The 22,123-nt window shown below is 51.5% G+C and carries 20 protein-coding genes and 1 pseudogene; 8 read left to right on the top strand and 13 right to left on the bottom strand.

Annotated elements, in window-relative coordinates; all coding sequences use genetic code 11:
* Positions 1 to 20: 20 nt before the first annotated feature.
* From ptsI to cysZ, 4 genes are all read right to left on the bottom strand, one after another.
* Positions 21 to 1,748 carry a phosphoenolpyruvate-protein phosphotransferase PtsI gene (ptsI, locus tag C2U53_RS28460; RefSeq protein ID WP_042999907.1) on the bottom strand — a complete coding sequence of 576 codons (1,728 nt, stop codon included), beginning with the start codon at positions 1,746 to 1,748 and terminating at the stop codon, positions 21 to 23.
* Between the two features lie 46 nt (positions 1,749 to 1,794).
* Positions 1,795 to 2,052 (bottom strand): phosphocarrier protein Hpr, encoded by a 258-nt coding sequence (gene ptsH, locus C2U53_RS28455; protein ID WP_000487600.1) that lies wholly within the window; start codon positions 2,050 to 2,052, stop codon positions 1,795 to 1,797.
* Between the two features lie 382 nt (positions 2,053 to 2,434).
* A complete protein-coding gene (gene cysK, locus C2U53_RS28445) occupies positions 2,435 to 3,406 on the bottom strand; it encodes a cysteine synthase A (protein ID WP_042999909.1) in 972 nt (323 codons plus the stop codon).
* A gap of 163 nt (positions 3,407 to 3,569) precedes the next feature.
* Complete coding sequence (gene cysZ / locus C2U53_RS28440) at positions 3,570 to 4,331, bottom strand: sulfate transporter CysZ (RefSeq protein ID WP_042999910.1); 762 nt, start codon at positions 4,329 to 4,331, stop codon at positions 3,570 to 3,572.
* Positions 4,332 to 4,561: 230 nt separating this feature from the next.
* Between cysZ and zipA the strand changes: the two genes are divergently transcribed.
* The 3 genes from zipA (at position 4,562) to C2U53_RS28425 (ending at position 7,907) form a co-directional block, all read left to right on the top strand.
* Entirely contained in the window at positions 4,562 to 5,599 is a 1,038-nt protein-coding gene (gene zipA, locus C2U53_RS28435; protein WP_044268289.1) for a cell division protein ZipA, read from the top strand.
* Between the two features lie 72 nt (positions 5,600 to 5,671).
* Entirely contained in the window at positions 5,672 to 7,687 is a 2,016-nt protein-coding gene (ligA, locus tag C2U53_RS28430) for an NAD-dependent DNA ligase LigA (RefSeq protein WP_042999912.1), read from the top strand.
* A gap of 1 nt (position 7,688) precedes the next feature.
* Positions 7,689 to 7,907: a DUF3820 family protein gene (locus C2U53_RS28425; protein WP_042317684.1), complete on the top strand. Its 219-nt coding sequence runs from the start codon at positions 7,689 to 7,691 to the stop codon at positions 7,905 to 7,907.
* Here the strand turns inward: C2U53_RS28425 and C2U53_RS28420 are convergent.
* Complete coding sequence (locus tag C2U53_RS28420) at positions 7,904 to 8,902, bottom strand: bile acid:sodium symporter family protein (RefSeq protein WP_044268280.1); 999 nt, start codon at positions 8,900 to 8,902, stop codon at positions 7,904 to 7,906. The two genes, C2U53_RS28425 and C2U53_RS28420, sit on opposite strands and share 4 nt — an antisense overlap.
* 89 nt (positions 8,903 to 8,991) lie before the next feature.
* On the opposite strand from C2U53_RS28420, the gene C2U53_RS28415 reads away from it, so the two are divergent.
* On the top strand, positions 8,992 to 9,918 hold the full coding sequence (locus tag C2U53_RS28415) for a LysR family transcriptional regulator (protein ID WP_042999914.1): 927 nt from the start codon (positions 8,992 to 8,994) through the stop codon (positions 9,916 to 9,918).
* Here C2U53_RS28415 and C2U53_RS28410 read toward each other — a convergent pair.
* Complete coding sequence (locus tag C2U53_RS28410) at positions 9,909 to 10,250, bottom strand: FlxA-like family protein (RefSeq protein ID WP_042999915.1); 342 nt, start codon at positions 10,248 to 10,250, stop codon at positions 9,909 to 9,911. The genes C2U53_RS28415 and C2U53_RS28410 overlap by 10 nt on opposite strands.
* Before the next feature lie 236 nt (positions 10,251 to 10,486).
* Between C2U53_RS28410 and xapA the strand changes: the two genes are divergently transcribed.
* The 4 genes from xapA (at position 10,487) to C2U53_RS30555 (ending at position 14,566) form a co-directional block, all read left to right on the top strand.
* Positions 10,487 to 11,320: a xanthosine phosphorylase gene (gene xapA, locus C2U53_RS28405; RefSeq protein WP_042999916.1), complete on the top strand. Its 834-nt coding sequence runs from the start codon at positions 10,487 to 10,489 to the stop codon at positions 11,318 to 11,320.
* A gap of 64 nt (positions 11,321 to 11,384) precedes the next feature.
* A complete protein-coding gene (locus C2U53_RS28400) occupies positions 11,385 to 12,641 on the top strand; it encodes a nucleoside permease (RefSeq protein WP_046402134.1) in 1,257 nt (418 codons plus the stop codon).
* A gap of 98 nt (positions 12,642 to 12,739) precedes the next feature.
* On the top strand, positions 12,740 to 13,624 hold the full coding sequence (locus tag C2U53_RS28395) for a LysR family transcriptional regulator (protein WP_104446814.1): 885 nt from the start codon (positions 12,740 to 12,742) through the stop codon (positions 13,622 to 13,624).
* A 276-nt stretch (positions 13,625 to 13,900) separates the two neighbouring features.
* Positions 13,901 to 14,566, top strand: a complete 666-nt coding sequence (locus tag C2U53_RS30555) for a hypothetical protein (RefSeq protein ID WP_246876149.1) — start codon at positions 13,901 to 13,903, stop codon at positions 14,564 to 14,566.
* Positions 14,567 to 14,637: 71 nt separating this feature from the next.
* On the opposite strand, the gene C2U53_RS28385 is transcribed toward C2U53_RS30555, so the two are convergent.
* The 7 genes and pseudogenes from C2U53_RS28385 to C2U53_RS28360 all read right to left on the bottom strand — a co-directional run bounded on the left by C2U53_RS28385 (position 14,638) and on the right by C2U53_RS28360 (position 22,077).
* Positions 14,638 to 14,868 carry a hypothetical protein gene (locus C2U53_RS28385; RefSeq protein ID WP_051642321.1) on the bottom strand — a complete coding sequence of 77 codons (231 nt, stop codon included), beginning with the start codon at positions 14,866 to 14,868 and terminating at the stop codon, positions 14,638 to 14,640.
* Positions 14,862 to 15,101: a hypothetical protein gene (locus tag C2U53_RS28380; RefSeq protein WP_051642322.1), complete on the bottom strand. Its 240-nt coding sequence runs from the start codon at positions 15,099 to 15,101 to the stop codon at positions 14,862 to 14,864. Before C2U53_RS28380 ends, C2U53_RS28385 begins: the two co-directional genes overlap by 7 nt.
* Positions 15,102 to 15,105: 4 nt before the next feature.
* Positions 15,106 to 15,561, bottom strand: a complete 456-nt coding sequence (locus C2U53_RS30070) for a hypothetical protein (RefSeq protein WP_072031716.1) — start codon at positions 15,559 to 15,561, stop codon at positions 15,106 to 15,108.
* Positions 15,562 to 15,703: 142 nt separating this feature from the next.
* On the bottom strand, positions 15,704 to 16,657 hold the full coding sequence (locus tag C2U53_RS28375; RefSeq protein ID WP_172740609.1) for a tetratricopeptide repeat protein: 954 nt from the start codon (positions 16,655 to 16,657) through the stop codon (positions 15,704 to 15,706).
* A gap of 76 nt (positions 16,658 to 16,733) precedes the next feature.
* Positions 16,734 to 17,378 (bottom strand): annotated as a pseudogene (locus C2U53_RS28370) (RHS repeat-associated core domain-containing protein); the annotation flags it as partial.
* 99 nt (positions 17,379 to 17,477) lie between these two features.
* Positions 17,478 to 17,897 (bottom strand): hypothetical protein, encoded by a 420-nt coding sequence (locus C2U53_RS28365; RefSeq protein WP_082010100.1) that lies wholly within the window; start codon positions 17,895 to 17,897, stop codon positions 17,478 to 17,480.
* Positions 17,898 to 17,904: 7 nt separating this feature from the next.
* On the bottom strand, positions 17,905 to 22,077 hold the full coding sequence (locus C2U53_RS28360; protein ID WP_104446812.1) for an RHS element core protein: 4,173 nt from the start codon (positions 22,075 to 22,077) through the stop codon (positions 17,905 to 17,907).
* Positions 22,078 to 22,123 lie beyond the last annotated feature (46 nt).

The following is a 22,123-nucleotide window of genomic DNA, read 5'->3' as shown; positions in this document are numbered from 1 at the left end:
ATTGGGCCGCATCTCGTGGATTAGCAGATTGTTTTTTCTTCAATGAACTTGTTAACCAGCGTCATTAACTCGTCCGTTGTCGGTTGAGCAAGAGCCTGCTCTGCTAACACCTTCGCATCTTCGAAGTTCGTGTTACGGATAATCTTCTTAATGCGCGGGATAGAAATGGCGCTCATAGAGAATTCGTCCAGACCCATCCCCAGCAACAGAAGTGTAGCACGTTCGTCGCCTGCAAGCTCACCACACATGCCAGTCCATTTACCTTCAGCATGAGAAGCATCAATAACTTGCTTGATCAATGTGAGGACAGATGGCGACATTGGCTGGTAGAGATGTGAAATCATATCATTACCACGGTCAACTGCCAGAGTGTACTGCGTTAAATCATTGGTGCCGATACTAAAGAAATCAACTTCTTTGGCTAAATGACGAGCAATCGTTGCCGCAGCCGGTGTTTCCACCATCACGCCAATCTCAATGGTCTCGTCAAAAGCTTTACCTTCGTCACGCAGTTCCTGTTTGTAGATTTCGATCTCTTTACGCAGTGCGCGAACTTCTTCAACAGAGATGATCATCGGGAACATAATGCGCAGTTTGCCGAAAGCAGACGCGCGCAGGATAGCGCGAACCTGATCGCGCAGGATCTCTTTACGATCCATCGCGATACGCACGGCACGCCAGCCCAGGAACGGGTTTTCTTCTTTCGGGAAGTTCATGTACGGCAGCTCTTTGTCGCCGCCGATGTCCATGGTACGCACGATCACCGCCTGAGAGCCACACGCTTCAGCCACGGCTTTGTAAGCTGCAAACTGTTCTTCTTCAGTTGGCAGCGCGTCGCGATCCATAAACAGGAATTCAGTACGGTACAGACCCACACCTTCCGCACCGTTGCGCTCTGCGCCTTCGACGTCACGCACGGTACCGATGTTGGCGCACACTTCAACCTGATGGCCATCCAGGGTGATGGCAGGCAGATCTTTCAGTTTAGCCAGTTCCGCTTTTTCAGTGGCAACTTGCTCCTGAACGGCGCGCAGTTTTTCAATTTCTTCGTTGGTCGGGTTGACGTAAACCTGGTTGTTTACGGCATCCAGAATCAGATAGTCGTCGTTTTTCACCTGAGAGGTGACGCTACCGGTACCCACGATGGCTGGCAGTTCCAGAGAACGCGCCATGATAGAGGTGTGGGAAGTGCGGCCGCCCACGTCGGTAATGAAACCCAGCACCTTTTTCAGGTTCAACTGTGCGGTTTCTGACGGGGTCAGGTCAGCGGCAACCAGAATGACTTCATCCTGAATTGCGCTCAGGTCAATAATTGCCAGCCCGAGGATGTTGCGCAGCAGGCGCTTACCGATGTCACGTACGTCAGCCGCACGTTCTTTCAGGTATTCATCATCCAGTTCTTCCAGGGCAGTGGCCTGACCTTCGATAACTTCATGCGCAGCCGCGTCAGCCGTCATGTGTTTATCTTTAATCAGGGCTATGATTTCCTGCTCCAGCTCCTCATCTTCGAGCAGCATAATATGCCCTTCGAAAATGGCTTCTTTTTCTTCACCGAACGTTTCACCAGCTTTCGTTTTGATCGCTTCTAACTGTGCAGATGCCTTGGCACGACCGCTCAGAAAACGTTCAACTTCCTGATCAACCTTGTCGGCAGAAATTTTTTTCCGGTCAATGACGATTTCGTCTTCTTTCAGCAAAAGTGCTTTGCCGAAAGCGATACCCGGGGATGCTAAAATGCCTGAAATCATAACCCTACCTTACTTGTGACTGATTTTTAAAAGAACCCGGAAAAACTTATTCCAGTTCCGCCATCAGCTTGACCAGATGTTCTACGGCTTTCTGCTCGTCTTCACCTTCTGCAGAGATGGTCACGACGGTACCCTGAGTCAGACCCAGAGTTTGCAGTTTAAACAGGCTTTTCGCGCTGGCGCTTTTGCCGTTGGAAGTCACAGTAATCTCAGAAGTGAAGCCTTTCGCTTCTTTAACAAACTGAGCAGCAGGGCGGGTGTGCAGACCGTTCGGAGCGGTAATGGTAACTTCTTGCTGGAACATTGTATTTCCCCAACTTATAGGTTTAGTGTTGTGGAACTAAAGTCTAGCCTGGCGGTTTGACTTTAGCCTGTATTGTTAGCGCCGGCGTAAACGGGCGCGACACACCAGGTGTTTTACGCCATCCGTTGCTGTCAACCTCTGGCCGCTGACGTTTCGCTCGTCATTAAACATTATGCCGCTAAATCAATACTTGAACCAAATCATAAAATCGATTCAGCTAGCAGTTTTCCTGTAACGATTAATTTCGCGCTTCAAAATAATTAATCAGGTTAAATACCAGACCTGGCGGGGTGAAGCAATGGCAGGGGGGGTGAAAGTTTGAAGCAGGCCACAAAAAAGCACCTGAAAAGGTGCTTTTTTACGCGTTTTTAACATGCTGGCATTACTGTTGCAATTCTTTCTCTGTGAAGAGATCGGCAAACAGTGCAGTGCTCAAATAACGCTCACCCGATGACGGTAGGATAACCACAATATTCTTATTGGTAAAGGTTTCATCTTCCTGAAGCTTAAGCGCGGCAGCCACTGCGGCTCCGGAGGAGATACCGGCAAGAATGCCTTCCTCTTCCATTAGGCGGCGGGCGGTGGAGATCGCCTCTTCGTTGGTGATGGCGACCACTTTGTCGATCAGTTTCAGATCCAGGTTACCCGGAATGAAACCGGCACCGATACCCTGAATTTTGTGCGGACCTGGCTTCAGCTCTTCGCCTGCCAGCGCCTGAGCGATGACCGGGGAATCCGTTGGCTCAACGGCAACGGTAATCAGGTCGGTTTTGCCTTTGGTGCCTTTAATATAGCGGGTGACGCCGGTTAGCGTCCCGCCAGTCCCCACGCCGGAGATGAAAACGTCAACCTGGCCGTCGGTATCTTCCCAGATTTCCGGACCGGTGGTTTTTTCGTGAATTTCTGGGTTTGCCGGGTTGCTGAACTGCTGAAGCAACAGATATTTCGCCGGATCGCTGGCGACAATCTCTTCTGCTTTCTGAATGGCGCCTTTCATGCCTTTTGCGCCTTCGGTCAGCACCAGGTTGGCACCCAGCGCTTTCAGCAGTTTACGACGTTCGATACTCATGGTTTCCGGCATGGTCAGCGTCAGTTTGTAACCACGTGCCGCCGCGACATAGGCCAGTGCGATACCCGTGTTGCCGCTGGTGGGTTCAACCAGCTCGACGCCCGGTTTCAGCACGCCGCGTTTTTCAGCATCCCAAATCATATTGGCACCGATACGGCATTTCACGCTGAAGCTCGGGTTACGTGATTCCACCTTCGCCAGAATGCGTCCGTTACCGATACGGTTCAGTCGAACCAGCGGCGTATGACCGATAGTCAGCGAGTTGTCTTCAAAAATCTTACTCATGGCCTGTCCTTAACTGTATGAAATTGGGATACCTTCCCAGCATACCCTTCAGACGAATATGGGGAAGTAAGGATTTCGCATATCTATATGCTATGAAGAAATAATGGGTATCAGTATGGAATAAGAGGCGTTATAAACAACCTCTTATTTACACAAACTTTCGTTATTTCCATAACGCGTGCTTAGCACGATAGCAATCCACCCACATCGCCGTGGCGCCACAGACTGCCACTGGCATGATGAAGAGATTAAGAACCGGGATCAGGGTAAACAGGCTGGTGAGCGCACCAAACTGCATATTGGTGACCTTACGGCTGCGCAGAGCAATGCGCATCTCTTTAAACGGCACTTTATGGTTGTCAAAAGGGTAATCGCAATACTGAATGGCCAGCATCCAGGCGCTGAACAGGAACCACAGTACGGGGGCGACGGTTTGCCCGATGCCGGGAATAAAGTAAAGGATCAGCAGTACGATGGCGCGTGGCAGATACCAGGCCAGCTTTTGCCATTCGCGTTTCATAATCCGCGGCACATCTTTCATGATCCCCAGAATGCCCGTGTCCGGCGGCGTTGCGCCGGTGAGCCGCGCTTCCAGTTGCTCCGCCAGCAGCCCGTTAAACGGCGCGGCAATCCAGTTGGCCAGGGTCGAGAAAAAATAGCCAAACACCAGCAGCACAGAGATGACCGCGACAGGCCACAGCAGATAGCTCAGCCATTGCAGCCAGTCCGGGACGTGACTCATAAGCGACGGGATCCAGACATCCAGCTGTGTGAACAGCCACCAGAACGCACTGCCCATTAGCAGGATGTTGACCAGTAGCGGTAAAATGACATAGCGACGGATCCCTGGTTGCGAAACCAGTTTCCATCCCTGAGCAAAGTAGTAAAAACCGCTGCGTGGCGCAGTGACAGATGATGACACCATAGTCAGGACATGCTCCTTTTCGTATAAGTCCTAAGCGAACACGGGTATCTTACCGGGTTATCGCACACAGAACAGTTCGGAAATGTTCGAAAAAACAGCAAAAAGCACGATTTCGTTCATCTTTATGCTGTGAAAGCTAAGAGTACACTTGCACTTGACGTAATCGGCAAATACTCTTAGTGAGTAAATGTTTGCCGTGGTGGCAAGGTGTTAGAACAACAGAGAATATAATGATGCAGGATTTGCGTCTGATATTAATCATTGTTGGCGCGATCGCCATAATCGCTTTACTGGTACATGGTTTCTGGACCAGCCGTAAAGAACGATCTTCTATGTTCCGCGATCGTCCACTGAAACGCATGAAATCAAAACGCGACGACGACTCGTATGACGATGATGTCGAAGCAGACGAAGGCGTGGGTGAAGTTCGTGTTCACCGCGTGAATCATGCCCCTGGCAACCCGCAGGAGCATGAAGCTCCTCGCCAGTCGCCGCAACACCAGTACCAGCCGCCTTATGCGTCGGCACAACCGCGTCAGCCGGTTCAGCCATCGTCTGAAGTGCCGGTACAGCCGCAGCATGCCCAGCGTCCGCCGCAGCAGCCGGTACACCAGCCACAGCCTGCGCCGCAGCAATCCGCTCAGCCGCAGCCAGTGCATCAGCCTGCGCCACAGCAACCTGTGCATCAGCCGCAGCCGGTTCAACAACAGCCCGTCGCGCCGCAGATTCAGCCCGTTCAGCCGACTGCACCGCAGCCGTCGCCACAGGCTTTCCAGCCTGCAGAACCCGTGGTCGAGCCACAGCCTGAGCCCGTCGTTGAAGAAGCGCCAGCCCCGGAAAAGCCTCAGCGTAAAGAAGCGGTGATCATCATGAACGTCGCCGCCCATCATGGCAGCGAGCTTAACGGTGAAGTGCTGCTCAACAGCATTCAGCAGGCCGGATTCAAGTTTGGCGACATGAATATTTTCCATCGTCATCTGAGTCCGGATGGCAGCGGCCCGGCGTTATTCAGCCTGGCGAATATGGTTAACCCGGGTACGTTTGATCCAGAAATGGTCGACTTCACCACGCCGGGCGTGACCATCTTTATGCAGGTGCCGTCTTACGGCGATGAACTGCAGAACTTCAAACTGATGCTGCAATCCGCACAGCATATTGCCGATGAAGTCGGTGGTGTGGTGCTCGACGATCAGCGTCGGATGATGACGCCGCAAAAATTGCGCGAGTATCAGGACCGTATCCGCGAAGTGAAAGACGCGAACGCCTGATACACTCAAGGCACGACAACTTCCTTTCTGAACCCCCGCCTGTCGGGGGTTTTTTATCATTGATGGTGCGATATGGAATCAATCGAACAACAACTGACCGAACTGCGAACCACGCTTCGCCATCATGAGTATCTTTACCATGTGATGGATGCGCCGGAAATCCCCGATGCAGAATATGACCGCCTGATGCGCGAGCTGCGTGAACTGGAAGCGCAACACCCGGAGCTGATTACTCCGGACTCTCCGACCCAGCGCGTGGGTGCTGCGCCGCTGGCGTCTTTCAGCCAGATTCGTCATGAAGTGCCGATGTTGTCGCTGGACAACGTCTTTGATGAGGAGAGTTTCCTGGCGTTTAACAAGCGCGTGCAGGACCGTCTTAAGAGCAGTGACAAGCTGACCTGGTGCTGTGAGCTGAAACTGGACGGTCTGGCGGTCAGCATTCTCTATGAAAACGGGGTGCTGGTGAGTGCCGCAACTCGCGGTGATGGTACGACCGGTGAGGACATTACCTCAAACGTGCGGACTATTCGCGCCATTCCGCTGAAACTCCACGGCGATAACATTCCGACGCGTCTGGAAGTGCGAGGCGAAGTTTTCCTGCCGCAGGCGGGTTTTGAAAAGATCAATGAAGATGCTCGCCGCACGGGCGGAAAGCTGTTTGCTAACCCGCGAAATGCGGCAGCGGGCTCGCTGCGCCAGCTCGATCCGCGTATCACCGCGAAGCGACCACTCACTTTCTTCTGCTATGGCGTTGGCGTGCTGGAAGGCGGCGAACTGCCTGATACTCATCTGGGGCGTCTGCTGCAATTCAAAGCATGGGGGTTGCCGGTCAGCGATCGCGTGACGCTGTGTGACTCGCCGGAAGCGGTGCTGGCGTTTTACCACAAGGTGGAAGAGGATCGTCCGACGCTGGGTTTCGACATCGATGGGGTGGTGATTAAGGTCAACTCGATGGCGCTACAGGAGCAACTGGGTTTCGTCGCACGTGCGCCGCGCTGGGCGGTGGCCTTTAAATTCCCGGCGCAGGAACAGATGACCTTTGTTCGTGACGTGGAGTTCCAGGTCGGACGCACCGGAGCAATTACTCCCGTTGCGCGTCTTGAACCGGTACAGGTCGCGGGTGTGCTGGTGAGTAACGCCACGCTGCATAATGCCGATGAAATCGAACGTCTTGGCCTGCGCATTGGCGATAAGGTGGTAATTCGCCGTGCTGGCGATGTTATTCCGCAGGTGGTCAACGTGGTGCTTTCCGAACGTCCGGACGACACGCGTCCAGTAGCATTTCCGACGCATTGCCCGGTATGCGGTTCAGACGTTGAGCGCGTGGAAGGTGAAGCGGTTGCTCGCTGTACCGGCGGTTTGATTTGCGGCGCGCAGCGTAAAGAATCGCTCAAGCATTTCGTATCTCGTCGGGCGATGGACGTGGATGGGATGGGCGACAAAATTATCGACCAACTGGTCGAGAAAGAGTATGTCCACACGCCGGCGGACCTGTTTCGGCTGACAGCCGGGAAACTGACCGGTCTCGACCGAATGGGGCCGAAGTCGGCGCAAAACGTGGTGGAGGCGCTGGAAAAATCGAAATCGACCACCTTTGCGCGCTTCCTGTATGCACTCGGTATTCGGGAAGTTGGAGAGGCCACGGCCGCTGGTCTGGCCGCTTACTTCGGGACTCTGGAAGCGCTGGAAGCGGCGTCTATTGACGAGCTGCAAAAAGTCCCCGATGTGGGCATTGTGGTCGCCACCCATGTGTTCAATTTCTTTGCTGAAGAGAGCAATCGCGAAGTCATCGGGCAACTGCTGGCGGAAGGCATTCACTGGCCTGCACCGGTGGTGATCAATGCGGAAGAGATTGACAGTCCATTTGCCGGGAAAACGGTAGTGCTGACGGGAAGCCTGAGCCAGATGTCGCGCGATGATGCTAAAGCGCGGCTGGTGGAGCTCGGTGCGAAAGTGGCGGGCAGCGTCTCGAAGAAGACCGATCTGGTTATTGCTGGCGAAGCGGCCGGTTCCAAGCTGGCAAAAGCGCAGGAGCTGGGGATTGCAGTGATTGACGAAGCGGAAATGCTCCGCCTGCTGGGTGTCTGAGATGGAGAAAGAGCAGCTCGTTGAGATTGCCAACACGGTGATGCCGTTTGGTAAATACAAAGGGCGTCGGCTGATCGATGTGCCGGAAGAGTATCTGCTGTGGTTTGCCCGCAAGGATGAGTTTCCGGCGGGTAAACTGGGCGAGCTGATGCAAATTACGCTGCTAATCAAAACCGAAGGGCTGAGCCAGCTGGTTCAGCCCCTGAAGCGCCCGCTTTAAGCTTTGGCGGCGCGGCTGTCCTGCTGCGCCTGTAACTGTTCGGTCTGGCGCTTATAGCGGCGCGCCAGTACCGCACAGACCATCAACTGAATCTGGTGGAAGATCATCAGCGGCAGCACCATCATCCCAATGACGGACGTCGGGAAAAGGATGTTGGCCATGGGGACGCCGTTTGCCAGACTCTTTTTCGACCCGCAGAAAACAATCGTGATTTCGTCGGCTTTGTTGAAGCCGCATTTGCGCGCCACAACGATGTTTACAGCAATCACGATGGCGAGCAACACGATGCTGACCACGACGATAAACAGCAGCGATCCCCAGCCCACTTTGTGCCAGATCCCGTTCACGACGGCTTCGCTGAAAGCGGAATAAACCACCAGCAAAATTGACGTTTGATCGGTCTTCGCAATCCATTTTTTATTTCGTGCGACCCACTTGCCGATCCACGGGCGGGAAAGGTGCCCGAGCACAAACGGCAACAGCAGTTGCAGCATGATTTTCCCGACCTGCTCCAGACTGCCTTCTGCGCCATGAATATTCATCACCAGACCAACCAACAGCGGGGAGAGGAAAATCCCCAGCAGGCTGGAGGCCGAGGCTGAGCAGACCGCCGCCGCAACGTTACCGCCCGCCAGCGAGGTAAAGGCAATCGCCGACTGTACCGTAGCGGGCAAAATGCACAGATACAGAAAGCCGGTGTACAGCATCGGATCAACGTTGACCGGCGCCCACCAGGCAAACAATACGCCGAGCACCGGGAACAGAATGAAGGTGCTGCACATAACCCACAGGTGTAACCGCCAGTGGCTGCCGCCCGCGATAATGGCTTCGCGTGAGAGCTTTGCCCCGTGCATAAAGAACAGGAGCGCGATGGCCGCGGTGGTGATGCCTTCAACAACAGGCACAAAATCTCCCTCAGCGGGGAAAAATGAGGCCAGCAGGACGACCGTAATCAGGGTCAGCGTAAACGGATCGAGGATACGAAAAATATTCATAAATACTCCAAGAATTCGGTGTCCTTATTTTGCGTTTTTCATTTTGAGAAATAAAATTGATTTATTGCATCTATATATGAATCGAATCGATGAATTATTCACTGCGTCAACTTCGGGTGTTTGTCACTGTAGCCCAGGAAAAAAGTTTTAGCCGTGCAGGCGAGTGCATTGGCCTGAGTCAGTCGGCAGTGAGCCACAGTATTAAAGAGCTAGAGCGCCAGACGGGCGTTAAACTGCTGGATCGCACGACGCGAGAAGTGGTGCTGACGGACGCCGGTCAACAACTGGCGGGTCGTCTGGAGCGACTGCTGGATGAGCTACACATCACGCTGCGTGAAGCGGGTAGGGTGGGCACGCAACTCACCGGGACGGTCCGCGTGGCGGCAAGCCAGACGATCTCCGCCCATCTCATTCCGCAGTGCATTGCGCAAAGTAACTTGCGCTATCCGGCGATCGATTTTGTCCTGCACGATCGACCGCAGCAGTGGGTACTGGAGAGTATCCGCCAGGGAGAAGTGGATTTTGGTATTGTGATTGATCCGGGGGCGGTGAGCGATCTGCAATGTGAAGCTGTGCTCTCCGAGCCTTTTCTCCTGCTTTGCCATGAGTCACACCCGCTGGCGACACGGGAATGGGTGAACTGGCAGGATCTCCGGGAGGAACGGCTGGTCTTACAGGATTATGCATCGGGTAGCCGGCCGCTCATTGACGCGGCGCTTGCGCACTTTGCGATAGAGGCCAATATTGTGCAGGAGATTGGTCATCCGGCGACGCTGTTTCCGATGGTAGAAGCAGGAATAGGTATTAGCATTTTGCCTGCGCTGGCGTTACCGCTGCCGCAGGGGAGCCACTTGCAGGTGAAGCGACTGACGCCGGTGGTGGAGCGGCAACTGATGCTGGCGCGTCGCAAGAATCGCTCGCTGTCGACAGCCGCCCAGGCGCTGTGGGAGGTCGTTCGCACCCAGGCGAATGCATTAACAAATTTACGTGCGCAGGATCCGCTTTATCAGATATAAACATCAATCTGATGGTCGTCGGAAGGATGATTAACGCCTTGCGCGTTTACCTGGGCTTGTTCCTGCTTTTGCTGAGCTTCTTCGGCCTGCTGGTGCTGTAACTGCGCCAGTTGTGCCTGCAACACTTTGATCTGTGTCTGGAGCATTTCTTGTTGTTTTTTCTTCTCTTCCGCGCTGCCAGTGCTATCCGGCACCTCTTTGAGCTTCTGCGTCAGTTGGGTGATTTTCTCCACAATCTGGGCGATCTGCGCGGCGGTACTGTTACCTGAAGCGGTTTTTGCGCTACTCCCGCCGCTTTGAACGGAAGGGGTTGAGACGTTGATGGTGGTCATCGTGGTTTCCTTTTGCCATTAAACCTACGATATCGGCATAGAAAGACAGACCTTCAGTGCATCCTCCTATTTCTGGCAGGGACAATTAGCCTTCATACGCGCTTGCCGGGCCCAGGATTGATATACATTTGCTATCGATCATCCGGGAAAACTGTATTGGTAATCGATTGCGTACTCTCGCTATAACCATTACCTCCCTCACTCAATGAGTGACTAGCTGATTATAAGGACATCTCATGACCGACTCCCACTTTTCCCAGAATCCCTGGAACAGCGCTGATATTATCCGCGGCTATAAACCTGACTTCACGCCGCGCGTCGCTTTTATCCTTGGATCGGGTTTAGGCGCGCTGGCTGAGCAGATAGAAGATGCGGTGGCGATCTCTTACGAGAAGCTGCCTGGGTTCCCGGTGAGTACCGTTCACGGGCATGCCGGTGAGTTAGTGCTCGGTCATCTGGCCGGGGTTCCGGTCGCCTGTATGAAAGGACGGGGGCACTTCTACGAGGGGCGCGGCATGACCGTGATGACCGACGCTATTCGCACAATGAAGCTACTGGGTTGCGAACTGCTGTTCTGCACCAATGCGGCGGGGTCTCTGCGTCCGGAAGTGGGGCCAGGGAGTCTGGTGGCGCTGAGTGACCATATCAACACCATGCCAGGAACGCCGATGGTTGGGCCGAACGATGAACGCTTTGGTGAGCGTTTCTTCTCGCTGGCGAATGCCTATGATGCCGATTATCGTGCGATTTTACAGACCGTAGCTGCCGACGAGGGTTTTACGCTGAGTGAAGGCGTATTTGTTTCTTATCCGGGACCTAACTTTGAGACGGCCGCAGAGATTCGCATGATGCAAATTATCGGCGGCGATGTGGTGGGGATGTCGGTGGTACCTGAAGTTATCACCGCCCGCCACTGCGGACTGAAAGTGGTTGCCGTGTCGGCGATCACCAATCTGGCGGAAGGGCTGGGGGATGTGAAACTCTCGCACGCGCAAACCCTGGCGGCGGCTGAACTTTCACGTCAGAACTTTATCGACCTGATTTGCGGGTTCCTGCGTAAACTGGCCTGAAACCGATAATAATAATGACCCCGCCAGCAGGCGGGGTTCGTACTCTACGGCAAGGAAGAAAAAAATGGGTATTGCGTCCCGATTAAAGATCATGTCGTTTATGCAATATTTTATCTGGGGAAGCTGGCTGGTCACCCTGGGTTCATACATGATTAACACCCTTCATTTTACCGGTGCCAACGTGGGTATGGTGTACAGCTCAAAAGGGCTGGCGGCGATTATTATGCCCGGCATTATGGGGATTATTGCGGACAAATGGCTGCGGGCAGAGCGTGCTTATATGCTTTGTCATCTGCTCTGTGCGGGCGCGCTGCTCTACGCGACGACGGTGACCGATCCGGACACCATGTTCTGGGTGATGTTGATCAACGCAATGGCCTTCATGCCGACGATTTCGCTTTCCAACAGTGTCTCATATTCCTGTCTGGCGCAATCAGGGCAGGATCCGGTGACGGCATTTCCGCCTATTCGCGTTTTTGGCACGATTGGTTTTATCGTTGCGATGTGGACCGTCAGTCTGATGGGGCTGGAGCTGAGCAGTGCGCAGCTGTACATTGCGTCTGGCGCATCGCTGCTGCTGGCTGCCTACGCACTCACGCTGCCGAAAATTCCGGTCGCCGAGAAGAAAGCGAGCGCGTCGTTTGCCAGTAAGCTGGGGCTGGATGCGTTTGTGCTGTTTAAAAATCCGCGGATGGCGATTTTCTTTCTGTTTGCCATGATGCTGGGTGCAGTGCTGCAAATTACCAACGTTTTTGGTAACCCCTTCCTGCACGACTTTGCCCGCGATCCGCAGTTTGCCGACAGTTTTGTGGTGAAATACCCGTCCATCTTACTCTCTGTCTCGCAGATGGCGGAAGTCGGCTTTATTCTGACTATCCCGTTCTTCCTCAAACGCTTTGGCATCAAAACGGTCATGCTGATGAGCATGCTGGCGTGGACATTGCGCTTTGGCTTCTTTGCCTTTGGAGACCCGTCTCCACTCGGATTTGTTCTGCTGCTGATGTCGATGATCGTCTACGGTTGCGCATTCGATTTCTTCAACATTTCGGGCTCGGTCTTCGTTGAACAGGAAGTGGATTCGAAAATTCGTGCCAGTGCGCAGGGGCTGTTTATGACGATGGTCAATGGCGTCGGCGCGTGGGTTGGCTCCATCCTGAGCGGTATGGCGGTGGATTACTTCTCAGTGGATGGCGTGAAGGACTGGCAAACTATCTGGCTGGTCTTTGCGGCGTATGCCCTGGCGCTGGCGGTGATTTTTGCGCTGTGCTTTAAGTACAAGCATGAACCTGAAAAGCAGGCACAGCCCTCGCTGGCCCGTTAATCCCCCTTTGCGGCGGGCATATGTTGCCCGTCGTTCCTGTTCTGCGACGCAATGTGGTAATTTGGCGCATCAGTCCTCTCCTCAGGAGCGCATTACCCATGGAACGCACGCCTCGTATCGATCTCAAGTTACTGCGTTATTTTCTTGCTGTCGCCGAAGAGTTACATTTTGGACGCGCCGCCGCTCGTCTGAATATGTCGCAGCCTCCATTGAGTATTCATATTAAAGAGCTGGAACAGGAGCTCGGCACGCTGCTGTTTATCCGCCATTCGCGCAGCGTAGCGTTGACCCATGCAGGGATAATCCTGATGGAAGAGTCACGACGTCTGCTTTCCAGCGCCAGCCAGGTGTTAGCACGCGTCGAACAGATCGGGCGCGGTGAGGCAGGGCGGATCGAACTGGGCGTGATCGGCACGGCGATGTGGGGAAAAATGCGCCCGGTAATGCGGCGATTCCTGAAGGACAATCCTAACGTTGAGGTGCTGTTTCGTGAAAATATGCCAGCGATGCAGATGGCCATGCTGGAGCGACGTGAACTGGATGCCGGTGTCTGGCGAATGGCGGTTGAGCCAGCGCCTGGGTTTACCAGCCTGCGATTGCATGAATCCTCTTTTCTGGTGGCGATGCCGGAAGGTCATCCACTGACTGTGCGGGAGGCTGTACCATTAGAAGCCCTGCGTAACGAATATTTCGTCACCATGCCTTCCATTCACACTGACTGGGCATTCCTGCAACGCGTTTGCCAGAGTGCGGGGTTCTCTCCGATGATCATACGTGAAGTGATGGAACCGCAAACGGTACTGGCGATGATCAGTATGGGAATTGGCATTACGCTGATTGCCGACAGCTACGCGCAGATGAACTGGCCGGGTGTGGTGTTCCGTCCATTAGAAGAGCGTATTCCGGCTGATTTGTACATTGTGTATGACCAGCAACAGGCGACACCCGCACTGGAACACATGATTAATGCCTTAACGGCGTAACGGGTACATCGCGTACTTTTTTGCTTCAACGTACCCGAACCGACCCCCGTTGTGGTACCTGGACGTCTGCCAGTGGATCAATCATTGTATAGCATCACCAATTGATCCTATGCGGTTGATGGTGACGCTGGGAATATATGTTTGAACCAATTGCCGCAAGGATTATTCACAATTTCGGTAAATGAAAATGTAGCAATGTATATGCGGTAGGTGAAATTTAAATTTGTTCTTTTTTATTGAATTTTTCCGTTCGGGGCGTATGCTGAAGTAAAATAAATGGAGGTTGTAATGTGCGAAAGGATATTAAGAAACGCTTCTTTTGATCATGAAGGCACTATTCTGAGAGACTGTCAGGAACTATTCACAGAGCCAGAGTTATCTTCTGGGGCTGATCCTGTATTATTCAGATCGTTAACCTCCGGAGAGTTAAAGCTGGCGCAAACTCTATTTAAGAATATCATCAACTACGACAGAGTAAAAATATATTGCGACCACAATCATTCAAGGTATCAATCTAAAGTAATAACCAATACCAGAAATGGTGAGATTCTTTTGAGTATAAACGAGTATAAATCTGATTTTTCAGCCGATTATACAAACTACCATGATTCTGTAAAATATCCTCATTTGTTTATATTTGCCATTTCTTTTGTCTGGCAATATTATCGGCATGACTCTTCTTTTCATGATAATACCTATGCATCAACACGCTGGGATTCATATCATCTTGATGAGCCTCATTTTATTTTTTACTCTATGGAACAACAGGCGGCAATGATTGCTGATTACTGGTTGCTGAAGAAACATGATTTTATGGAGTATAAAAAATTAAGCAGCTATAAAAAATATGAACAATTTAATTTTAATATAAGAAAAGAGTTATTGGGTAAATACCAATCTATTTTATGGGCGCATATTCAAACTAGGGAATCTTTCTGGTAATTTAATAGGCATTTTGTTGGAGTTATTACCTTTCTCGTATACATCCTTACTAAAACGTTCGAAAAACACCCTTATAGTTTTATTACTTTTCCACGCTTGCCACCGTCATCAATAAAATACGTTCCTAAACGCAATTTATCACTATCATCCTTTCTCATTAGAGTAAACTCCTCTACTAATGAATAATGTGTATAGGTTGAGCGATAAGTAAGCACCACCACATTAGCATTAATAACATTACTGGATATTAAATCAGACTTTATGAAATCGCCTAAGATTTGTTTTTTTCTTCTCATCAACATAAAAAATCTTCTTTGCTTGTAATTTTCGGGCAATCATTAGCTCCATTTGCATACATATTGGAGGAATCATTTTTATTATATAAACTTTGAAAGTAAACAACCTCTTGTTGAGCCTCGTTTCTTACCTCCGCATCACTCTGTATAAAAGAATGCGTTACAAGTCTCCCTATAAATGCGACAAGTACAGCAAAAAAGAACGCTACCGCAATCAATATGCATTTCTTGCTCTTCATTTAATTACCCCAACAATTCTGACTCGCATCGAGAAATTTGAGAACACGTTAACTTCCCACCAAAAATACCTAACCCAGGACCAGTGCTGAGTGCTCCTGAATAATTGCCAGCCGAATCCTTTGTTCCTGAACCAGAAAATTTACCCAATAATCTTCCTGAATGTATAATCCCTTTCGACTTGGTTTCTCCAGGAAATATACCACCACCAGAAATAGTCCCTGATATTGATAGCCCACCAGCAATTCCTACTCCGCTGTGCTCACAAAGAATATAGTACGCACAAATGTCACTATTTCCTGATGCCCTATTATTTGTCCCAATTGATATTTCAGTAGCAAAACTTCCTCCGCTAAATGTATCCAAAGAACCGCCAATATCAACTGAAAGAGAACAAGTTGGTGGTAAATATGTTGGCCCATTAGCTACGTCTATTGAAGCAGCAGAATTATCGTAAGACATTTGACCTTCCGATGCGGCATTGGCAGCGGAATCTGCCCATCAAGGTAGAAACAGACTTTAATATCATCACTATTATCATAATATTGAACGCCACTCGACATTCTTGAAAAATTAATTGCCTGACCCCATTCCCCCCCTCTTGTTAAGGATATCTACATTCTGTTTGAGATTTATAGGTATCATCCTCGATCGGAGAGGAACGATATTTTTGGCTATACCCTGCGGCCATTTTTTTTGCTTCGATGAGTTCTTCATTACTCATTTTTTTGGTAAGAAAATCAAGTTCATATTGAGTACTTAAAGAACCATTAATATACGCAACATAATACCATGCGTAGGCTTTTTTATAATCTATCGGCGCTTCTCCATTATTTTCAGTATAAAATGACCCAAGATTAATCTGTGCCTGGACATACCCCTGGCATGATGAAGCTTCGACCAGAGGTAAAACTTTATCCCGATCTTTCGAATGGAGTCCTAATCCTTTGCCATAAAAAGCCCCCAGTGAATTTCTTGCACTCATAGAACCAAGAGCAACAGCTTTAAGATACCATTTCTCAGCATCAATATTATTTTTTTCAACCCCTAAACCGTTAGCATAAATTTGCCCCAGGTTGTTCATTGCATTGGTATCATTTTTTTCTACAGCCTTTAATAGCCATTTTTTTGCTTCTGGATAATTTTTTTGTACGTTGGGGTTTGCGAGATACAGTGTGCCAAGATTCACTTGGGCCTTTGTCATGCCTTGCTCAGCTGCTTTTTTATACCACTTTATCGCTTGTTGGGGATCACTTAAAGTGCCCCAACCATTCTCATAGTAAAGGCCAAGGTTAAATTGTGCCTGTGCATAACCTTGCATCGCCGCCTTATTATACCAGTAGAGCGCTTTTGCGTAATTTTGACTTATACCATCACCATTTCCATAAGCAACTCCCAAATCTGTTTGAGCCTCCATATTTCCACTTTTTGCTAACTTGGTTAGATATGATATATCAACCGCCCTTTTTCTTTCTTTTAGATTCAAGTTTTTATTTAAGTAATGAAAACAAGAAATAATTAGTAAGAATGTTAGGGTTAATGTGATTTTTATTATCAATTTGTTTTTTTCATGTTACTGTGACACCTTTATAAGTAAGATGAATGAGTTTTCACTATATTATAATAAATAATGACTATTGTTTTTGTTCATAGGATAAAAGTGTATCAATAAGATAATCTGATACCTTATTTTGAAACTTGCTGCTTCCTTTATTTATAATGCTTTTCCCGCAGATCAACGCTAAATTCTTTGGATTTCTTTCACCATCTTTTATCATAGAATTAGCCACGTTTTCGATACATGCTGAACCTTTTTCTGCTACGGTCGCCACTCCGAAACTCATACCAGCCATAGCAATGACGGCTGAACCTTCTGATATCCCGAGTACATATTCAGATAGCGGATTGTAGGCATTATGCATTGTTTCCATGTTATGTATCACTCCCGCTGCATCACCCGGTGACAGATGGGTTACAGCTGAACTTGCCTGCTGGCAATAATTGCTAAACCCATTACCAAAATCTCCTATCCCGTTTAAACCTAAAGGATCTCTATATGCGACAGGATTTAACGGATATTGATACAGATTCCACGCGCCTTCCAACCCTATCGGATCCTGCGTGATATACCTTCCCTGTAACGGGTCGTAGTACCGGTGCCGGTTATAGTACAGTCCGGTCTCTTTATCCCATTGCTGTCCCGGCAGGCGGATGAGCTGTTGCAGATTCTCCGGGTTATCTTTTAGCAATAGGTTCCCACGCTCATCAAATTCTGCGAACGAATGATTAGCTGCACTTCCCTATAGGCGCAGTGGAGTTTTTTACTAACTTAACTCTGCCAGGCCAATTTGAACAATCAGCCTGGACTTTCTTTATCCTCATTTCTTACTTTTCGAATGTCGAAGTTTTCTTACTATTAGTGTGCATCCTCCTCCAATCCCACCTAAAGCAGCGCCAGTTGATATGCCTTCAAGAAGCAAAATATAGTCATTTGGTCCTACGCCTGAAAGTAAAAAAGTATACATAACACCTAAAGCTACGACTAATGAAGAATGAAATATACTTTTTTTTTGTATTAAATGGCCAGCAATGCAACCACACCAAAATAACATGGAGTAAGCTATTGCATTTGAAATTTTTATTAGCCAGATGTTTTGGAAAGAATCATTAAAAATATACCACATAATAATTCTAAAAGAGTTCCTCATAAATGCAATTAGATTTATACATATGATATAAGAAAGTGTCAATCCTATTCGTGATGGCAATTCAGAAATCTTGTTTATATATTTATTCATTATGGTTTTACTCAGTCTCTCCGCATAATTTATTCCCTAACTCTGGGGTCGCAACTGTATCCATGAAGCATTCATAACCATTTTTTGAACCGCACGTTAATGCCCTTGAATGAGCTTTTACGAGATTCTCAATGCAATCTGCAGCGGTGTTTACAGGAGCTGATTTACTTCCAATATTTTCGCTAGGGTCAGGTATCCCTTTCCCTGCTTCAATTTCATTCAACGGAAACAAACCGGTTTGAAAAACTTTTGCAGCAACAGACTTTGTGTTATCAAATTGATCCTTACACATTGCATACACATTTATATAATTAGTCCCGAGATGATTACTTCCTTTAACCACATTCCATTCGGAAAATTCCCATTCGGATATAGGTTTTGCAATTGGACCTTCGGCTTCACCTGCTGCATGATTATAAGCCTCTTTCATACCTGGCTGGCTGAGCCAATTGCCTAATCCATCCCAGCCAGATAACCCTAAAGGATCTATTATTTGTATCGGATCCAGCGGATATTGATACAAATTCCAACCTCCCATTAATCCAATCGGATCCTGCGTGATATACCTTCCCTGTAACGGGTCGTAGTACCGGTGCCGGTTATAGTACAGCCCTGTCTCCTCGTCATACTGCTGCCCCGGCAGACGGATGAGCTGTTCCAGGTTATACGGGTTATCTTCCCGCAGGATATTCCCCCATTCATCAAACTCTGCGCGCCACGCAATGGCCCCGTTAACGTCAATCAGTGCCAGCGGCAGGCCCCGGTGGTCGCAGTGGTACAGGTGGATTTTTCTTACCGGTATATATATCGGCTCCAGCTGATTTTTCATCTGCTCCGGCGTCAGGCCGCACTGTGCCAGCCACGTCCGGCTGGCTTCGCTGAGTTCCCCGCGCCGTAGATCTGCTTCCAGATTATCCACCATCGCCACCAGTTCCGGCGGGAAGGTCACGTTTGCTTCCTGCTGAAATTTCTCGGCCAGCGTGCGGCGGGTGGCTCTGGTCAGTTCTCCGGTTGCCGTTTCAATACGGATGAGCGGCGTGAAGCTTCCCGGCAGGTACACCGTCTGGATGCGGGTTTTGTCCGTCTGCGTGGTGGTCAGCCGGTCGCCATCCCAGGCGTACCACACGGTTTCCTGCAGTGCCGGCTGTGAACACGAGCCATCGTGAAATACCGTACATGCCCACACCCGTTTGCTGACGCGGCGGCCCGGCGGGTCGTAAAGATAGCGGCTTTCCGTCAGCACGTTGCCCTGTTGCATCCGGCGGTAGTGCGTCAGCCGGTGCTGGTTATCATAGCGGTAATGATGCACGACGCTGCCGTGCGGGCGTATCCGGCGCTCGTCTTTCTCTGTCAGCCTGCCGTGTTCGTCATAATGGTAAAAATTCTCCACATCCTGGGTGATGCGGTTATCCCGGAAATGGTCCGGCAGCATCGGGTATCTATCCCGTTGCGCTGTCCGGTTGCCCGCCGGGTCGGTGAACGTCCACTGCGCCAGGTCGTGGTGGGGCGATGTGATATGTGTACCGAGGAGCCTCCCGGCGTCGCCGTACTGATAATCCCGCTGCTCATGCTGCCCGCGGATGCGGACCAGCTGTCCGCCGCTGTTCCAGGTGTAGTCGCGGTTAAGCTGAAGAATGCTGAGGTGATGGCTCTGTAGCTGACCGCCTGGGGTGTATGCCGTGGTCAGGTCGTATTCGCCGAAGCGGCGCTGCGTCTCCCGGTGCAGGCGGTCGCGGGTGAAGTCGATAAGCGGCGTGTCGCCGGGCTTCATGCCGGCCAGATACCCGCTGCCGTAGGTCAGCCACGCCACCGGGGGAAGGGCGTCCGGTGTCACGCGGTCCGGCAGTCCCTTATCGCTGTAATCGTGCCGGGTTTCGTGCTGCCACAGCAGCTCTCCCGTTTCGGGATGCTGCACCGTCTGGCGTTCAAGGTTCATCCGTCCCTGTTTATCGTACTCATACTGCACGGCGACGCGGTGGCCGTCGCTGAGATGGCTGACTTCGGCCAGCCAGCCACGCTCGTTGTACTGCCAGCGTTCTGCCTCTTCGTCATTCACCGTTCGGTATGTCAGGCGGTCTGACGCATCGTAATGCCAGAGGGTGACAAGGCTTTCGTCCTCACTGCGGATAAGCTGCCCGGTAATACCGTACTGATAACGCTGCGTCCTGCCGTCAAAGCCCGTTTCCTGCACCAGCCTGTCCAGCACATCATAAGCGAAGGTGGTGTGGCTGCCGTTTTCGTTGGTCAGTTGCGTCACACGGCCTGCGGCGTCGTATGCCATCTGCCGGGTCAGGCCGCCAGTGGTGGTGCTCACCGGGTGTCCAGCGGCATCATACTCTGTGGTCTGCCTGCTGCCGTCCGGGTGGAGCACGACCATCAGGTCGCCCGCGATGCTGTACTCATAGCGGGTTTCGTGGCCCTGTGCATTTTTCTGGCTGACCAGTCTGCCCCGGTCATCGTAAGCACGGTACTGGCTGAGGCCTTCTTCCTGATGAAGGGCAGTGACCTGACCGAAGCGGTCATATTCGTAACGGGTCTGGTAGCCGGAGCAGTCGGTGAAGGTGAGCAACTGCCCGTAGCGGCTCCACGTCATCTGTTTCCGGCTGCCGGTGGCGTCTTCGCTGGCAGACGGGTATTCGCTGTGCGGGTTGTCATAAAACCAGCGGGTGGTGCTGCCGTCGCGCAGGGTGTCGGCGATGAGTCTGCCCTGAATGTCGTATTCCTGCCGGCTTTGCAGGCCGTTCGGGTATACGGTGTCCGTCAACTGGCGCTGGCTGTTGTAATAAAATTCAGTACGCCTGCCGTCTGGCGCGATGATTTCTTTTAACTGGCCGGAGCCGGGACTCAGGCGGTATTCCGTCTTGCGGCCCGCCGCATCGGTCTGTGCAATAAGTCTCCCTGCCGGGTCGTATTCACTGTGAATGGCGCTGCCATCGGAGCGTTCCTGTCTGACCACCCGCTTCAGCCCGCCTTCGCCTTCGGTGTGCAGCACCTCACGACGGTTCAGACTATCGGTGATAATGACGCGGTTCTGTTCATACGAGTAGGTATAGCTTAAGCCTTCCGGGTTACGCTGTTCCGTTACCCGCCCGGCGATGTCATAGCGATAGCGTATCTCTGGTCTGCCCGCATAACGGTGTGCCACCATGCGTCCCGGATGCGGCGGGTCATACGTAAAATGGCGTACTGCCGTGCCGCTGCGGTCGTATACCGTTGCCAGTTCGCCACGCGGGGAATAGTCGTATCGCGCCAGCGGCGCGGCGGGCAGAGTGTCCGGGTATTCCGGGTCGTGGATCAGCCATACTTCTGCCAGACGAAGGCCGTTGTCCGTGCCGTACGCGGTGGCGGGCAGAGCATCCGGGAAGGGAAGGGGTTTTGTGCCACTGGCGGTTACCTGCTTCCGGTACTGTGCTGCCCGCTGCGCCTGCGTGGTCAGCACCAGCCGGAAGCGGCGGCCTGCACCGTCCGTCACGGCGCTGATTTCCCCGGCTGCATCACCGGTAGCGGCACGATGGAAGACCATTCTCCGCCCTAAATTGTCCACCAGAGCCGTCAGCGTCCGGTACGGCGGCAGCGGGGCAGGTAAGGGTTCCTCCGCTCCCGGTACGCGCGCAGACCAGCCCAGGATCCACCACGGTCCCTGAACGCTGTTGGTTGCCAGATACACGTGTGGACTGGTGCGAATGTCTTCCGGCAGGGCCTGCCACAGCACATGCAGTACATTGCTTTCATGCAGCGCCGGCACGCCGCCCCGCGCCAGCCAGAGCGATTCGCTGCGGCTGAAGGCCGTTTCACCGGGAAACAGCGGCTCAAAGTGGATGCTTCTGCCGCCGTTATCGTTAATTATCAGTTCGTTATCGTGGATTTGTAAGCGGATATCGAAGGGCGCTTTCCAGCCGGGGCCAAAAATACCCACCGGTGCAGGCGTTTTCGTCCGGTAGCTGTTGTAAGTCCTCGAGAGCACAAACGGTAACGGACCGGGCAGGGCGAAATCGGTTTCGCCGGGCAGCACCTTTGCACCCAGCAACGGGTTGACTGGATTACCGGAAGTCATGCCCCCAGGGCAGACCGAACAGGCCACACCGGTGGGGGCGCCAATCATCACACCCGCAGAGCCCTGGATTATCGGGCCACCCTTCATGGTGCCGTCGCCCTGACGCGCCGCCGGTTTTCCGCTCATAGACAAATCCTTCTGATAATGCTGAATTTACTGTTATCGTTTTACA

Source organism: Citrobacter sp. CFNIH10 (genome assembly GCF_002934585.1).
Taxonomy (GTDB): domain Bacteria; phylum Pseudomonadota; class Gammaproteobacteria; order Enterobacterales; family Enterobacteriaceae; genus Citrobacter_A; species Citrobacter_A amalonaticus.
The sequence above is the reverse complement of the archived record's forward strand: the minus strand, read 5'-3'. Positions and strand labels throughout refer to the sequence as shown.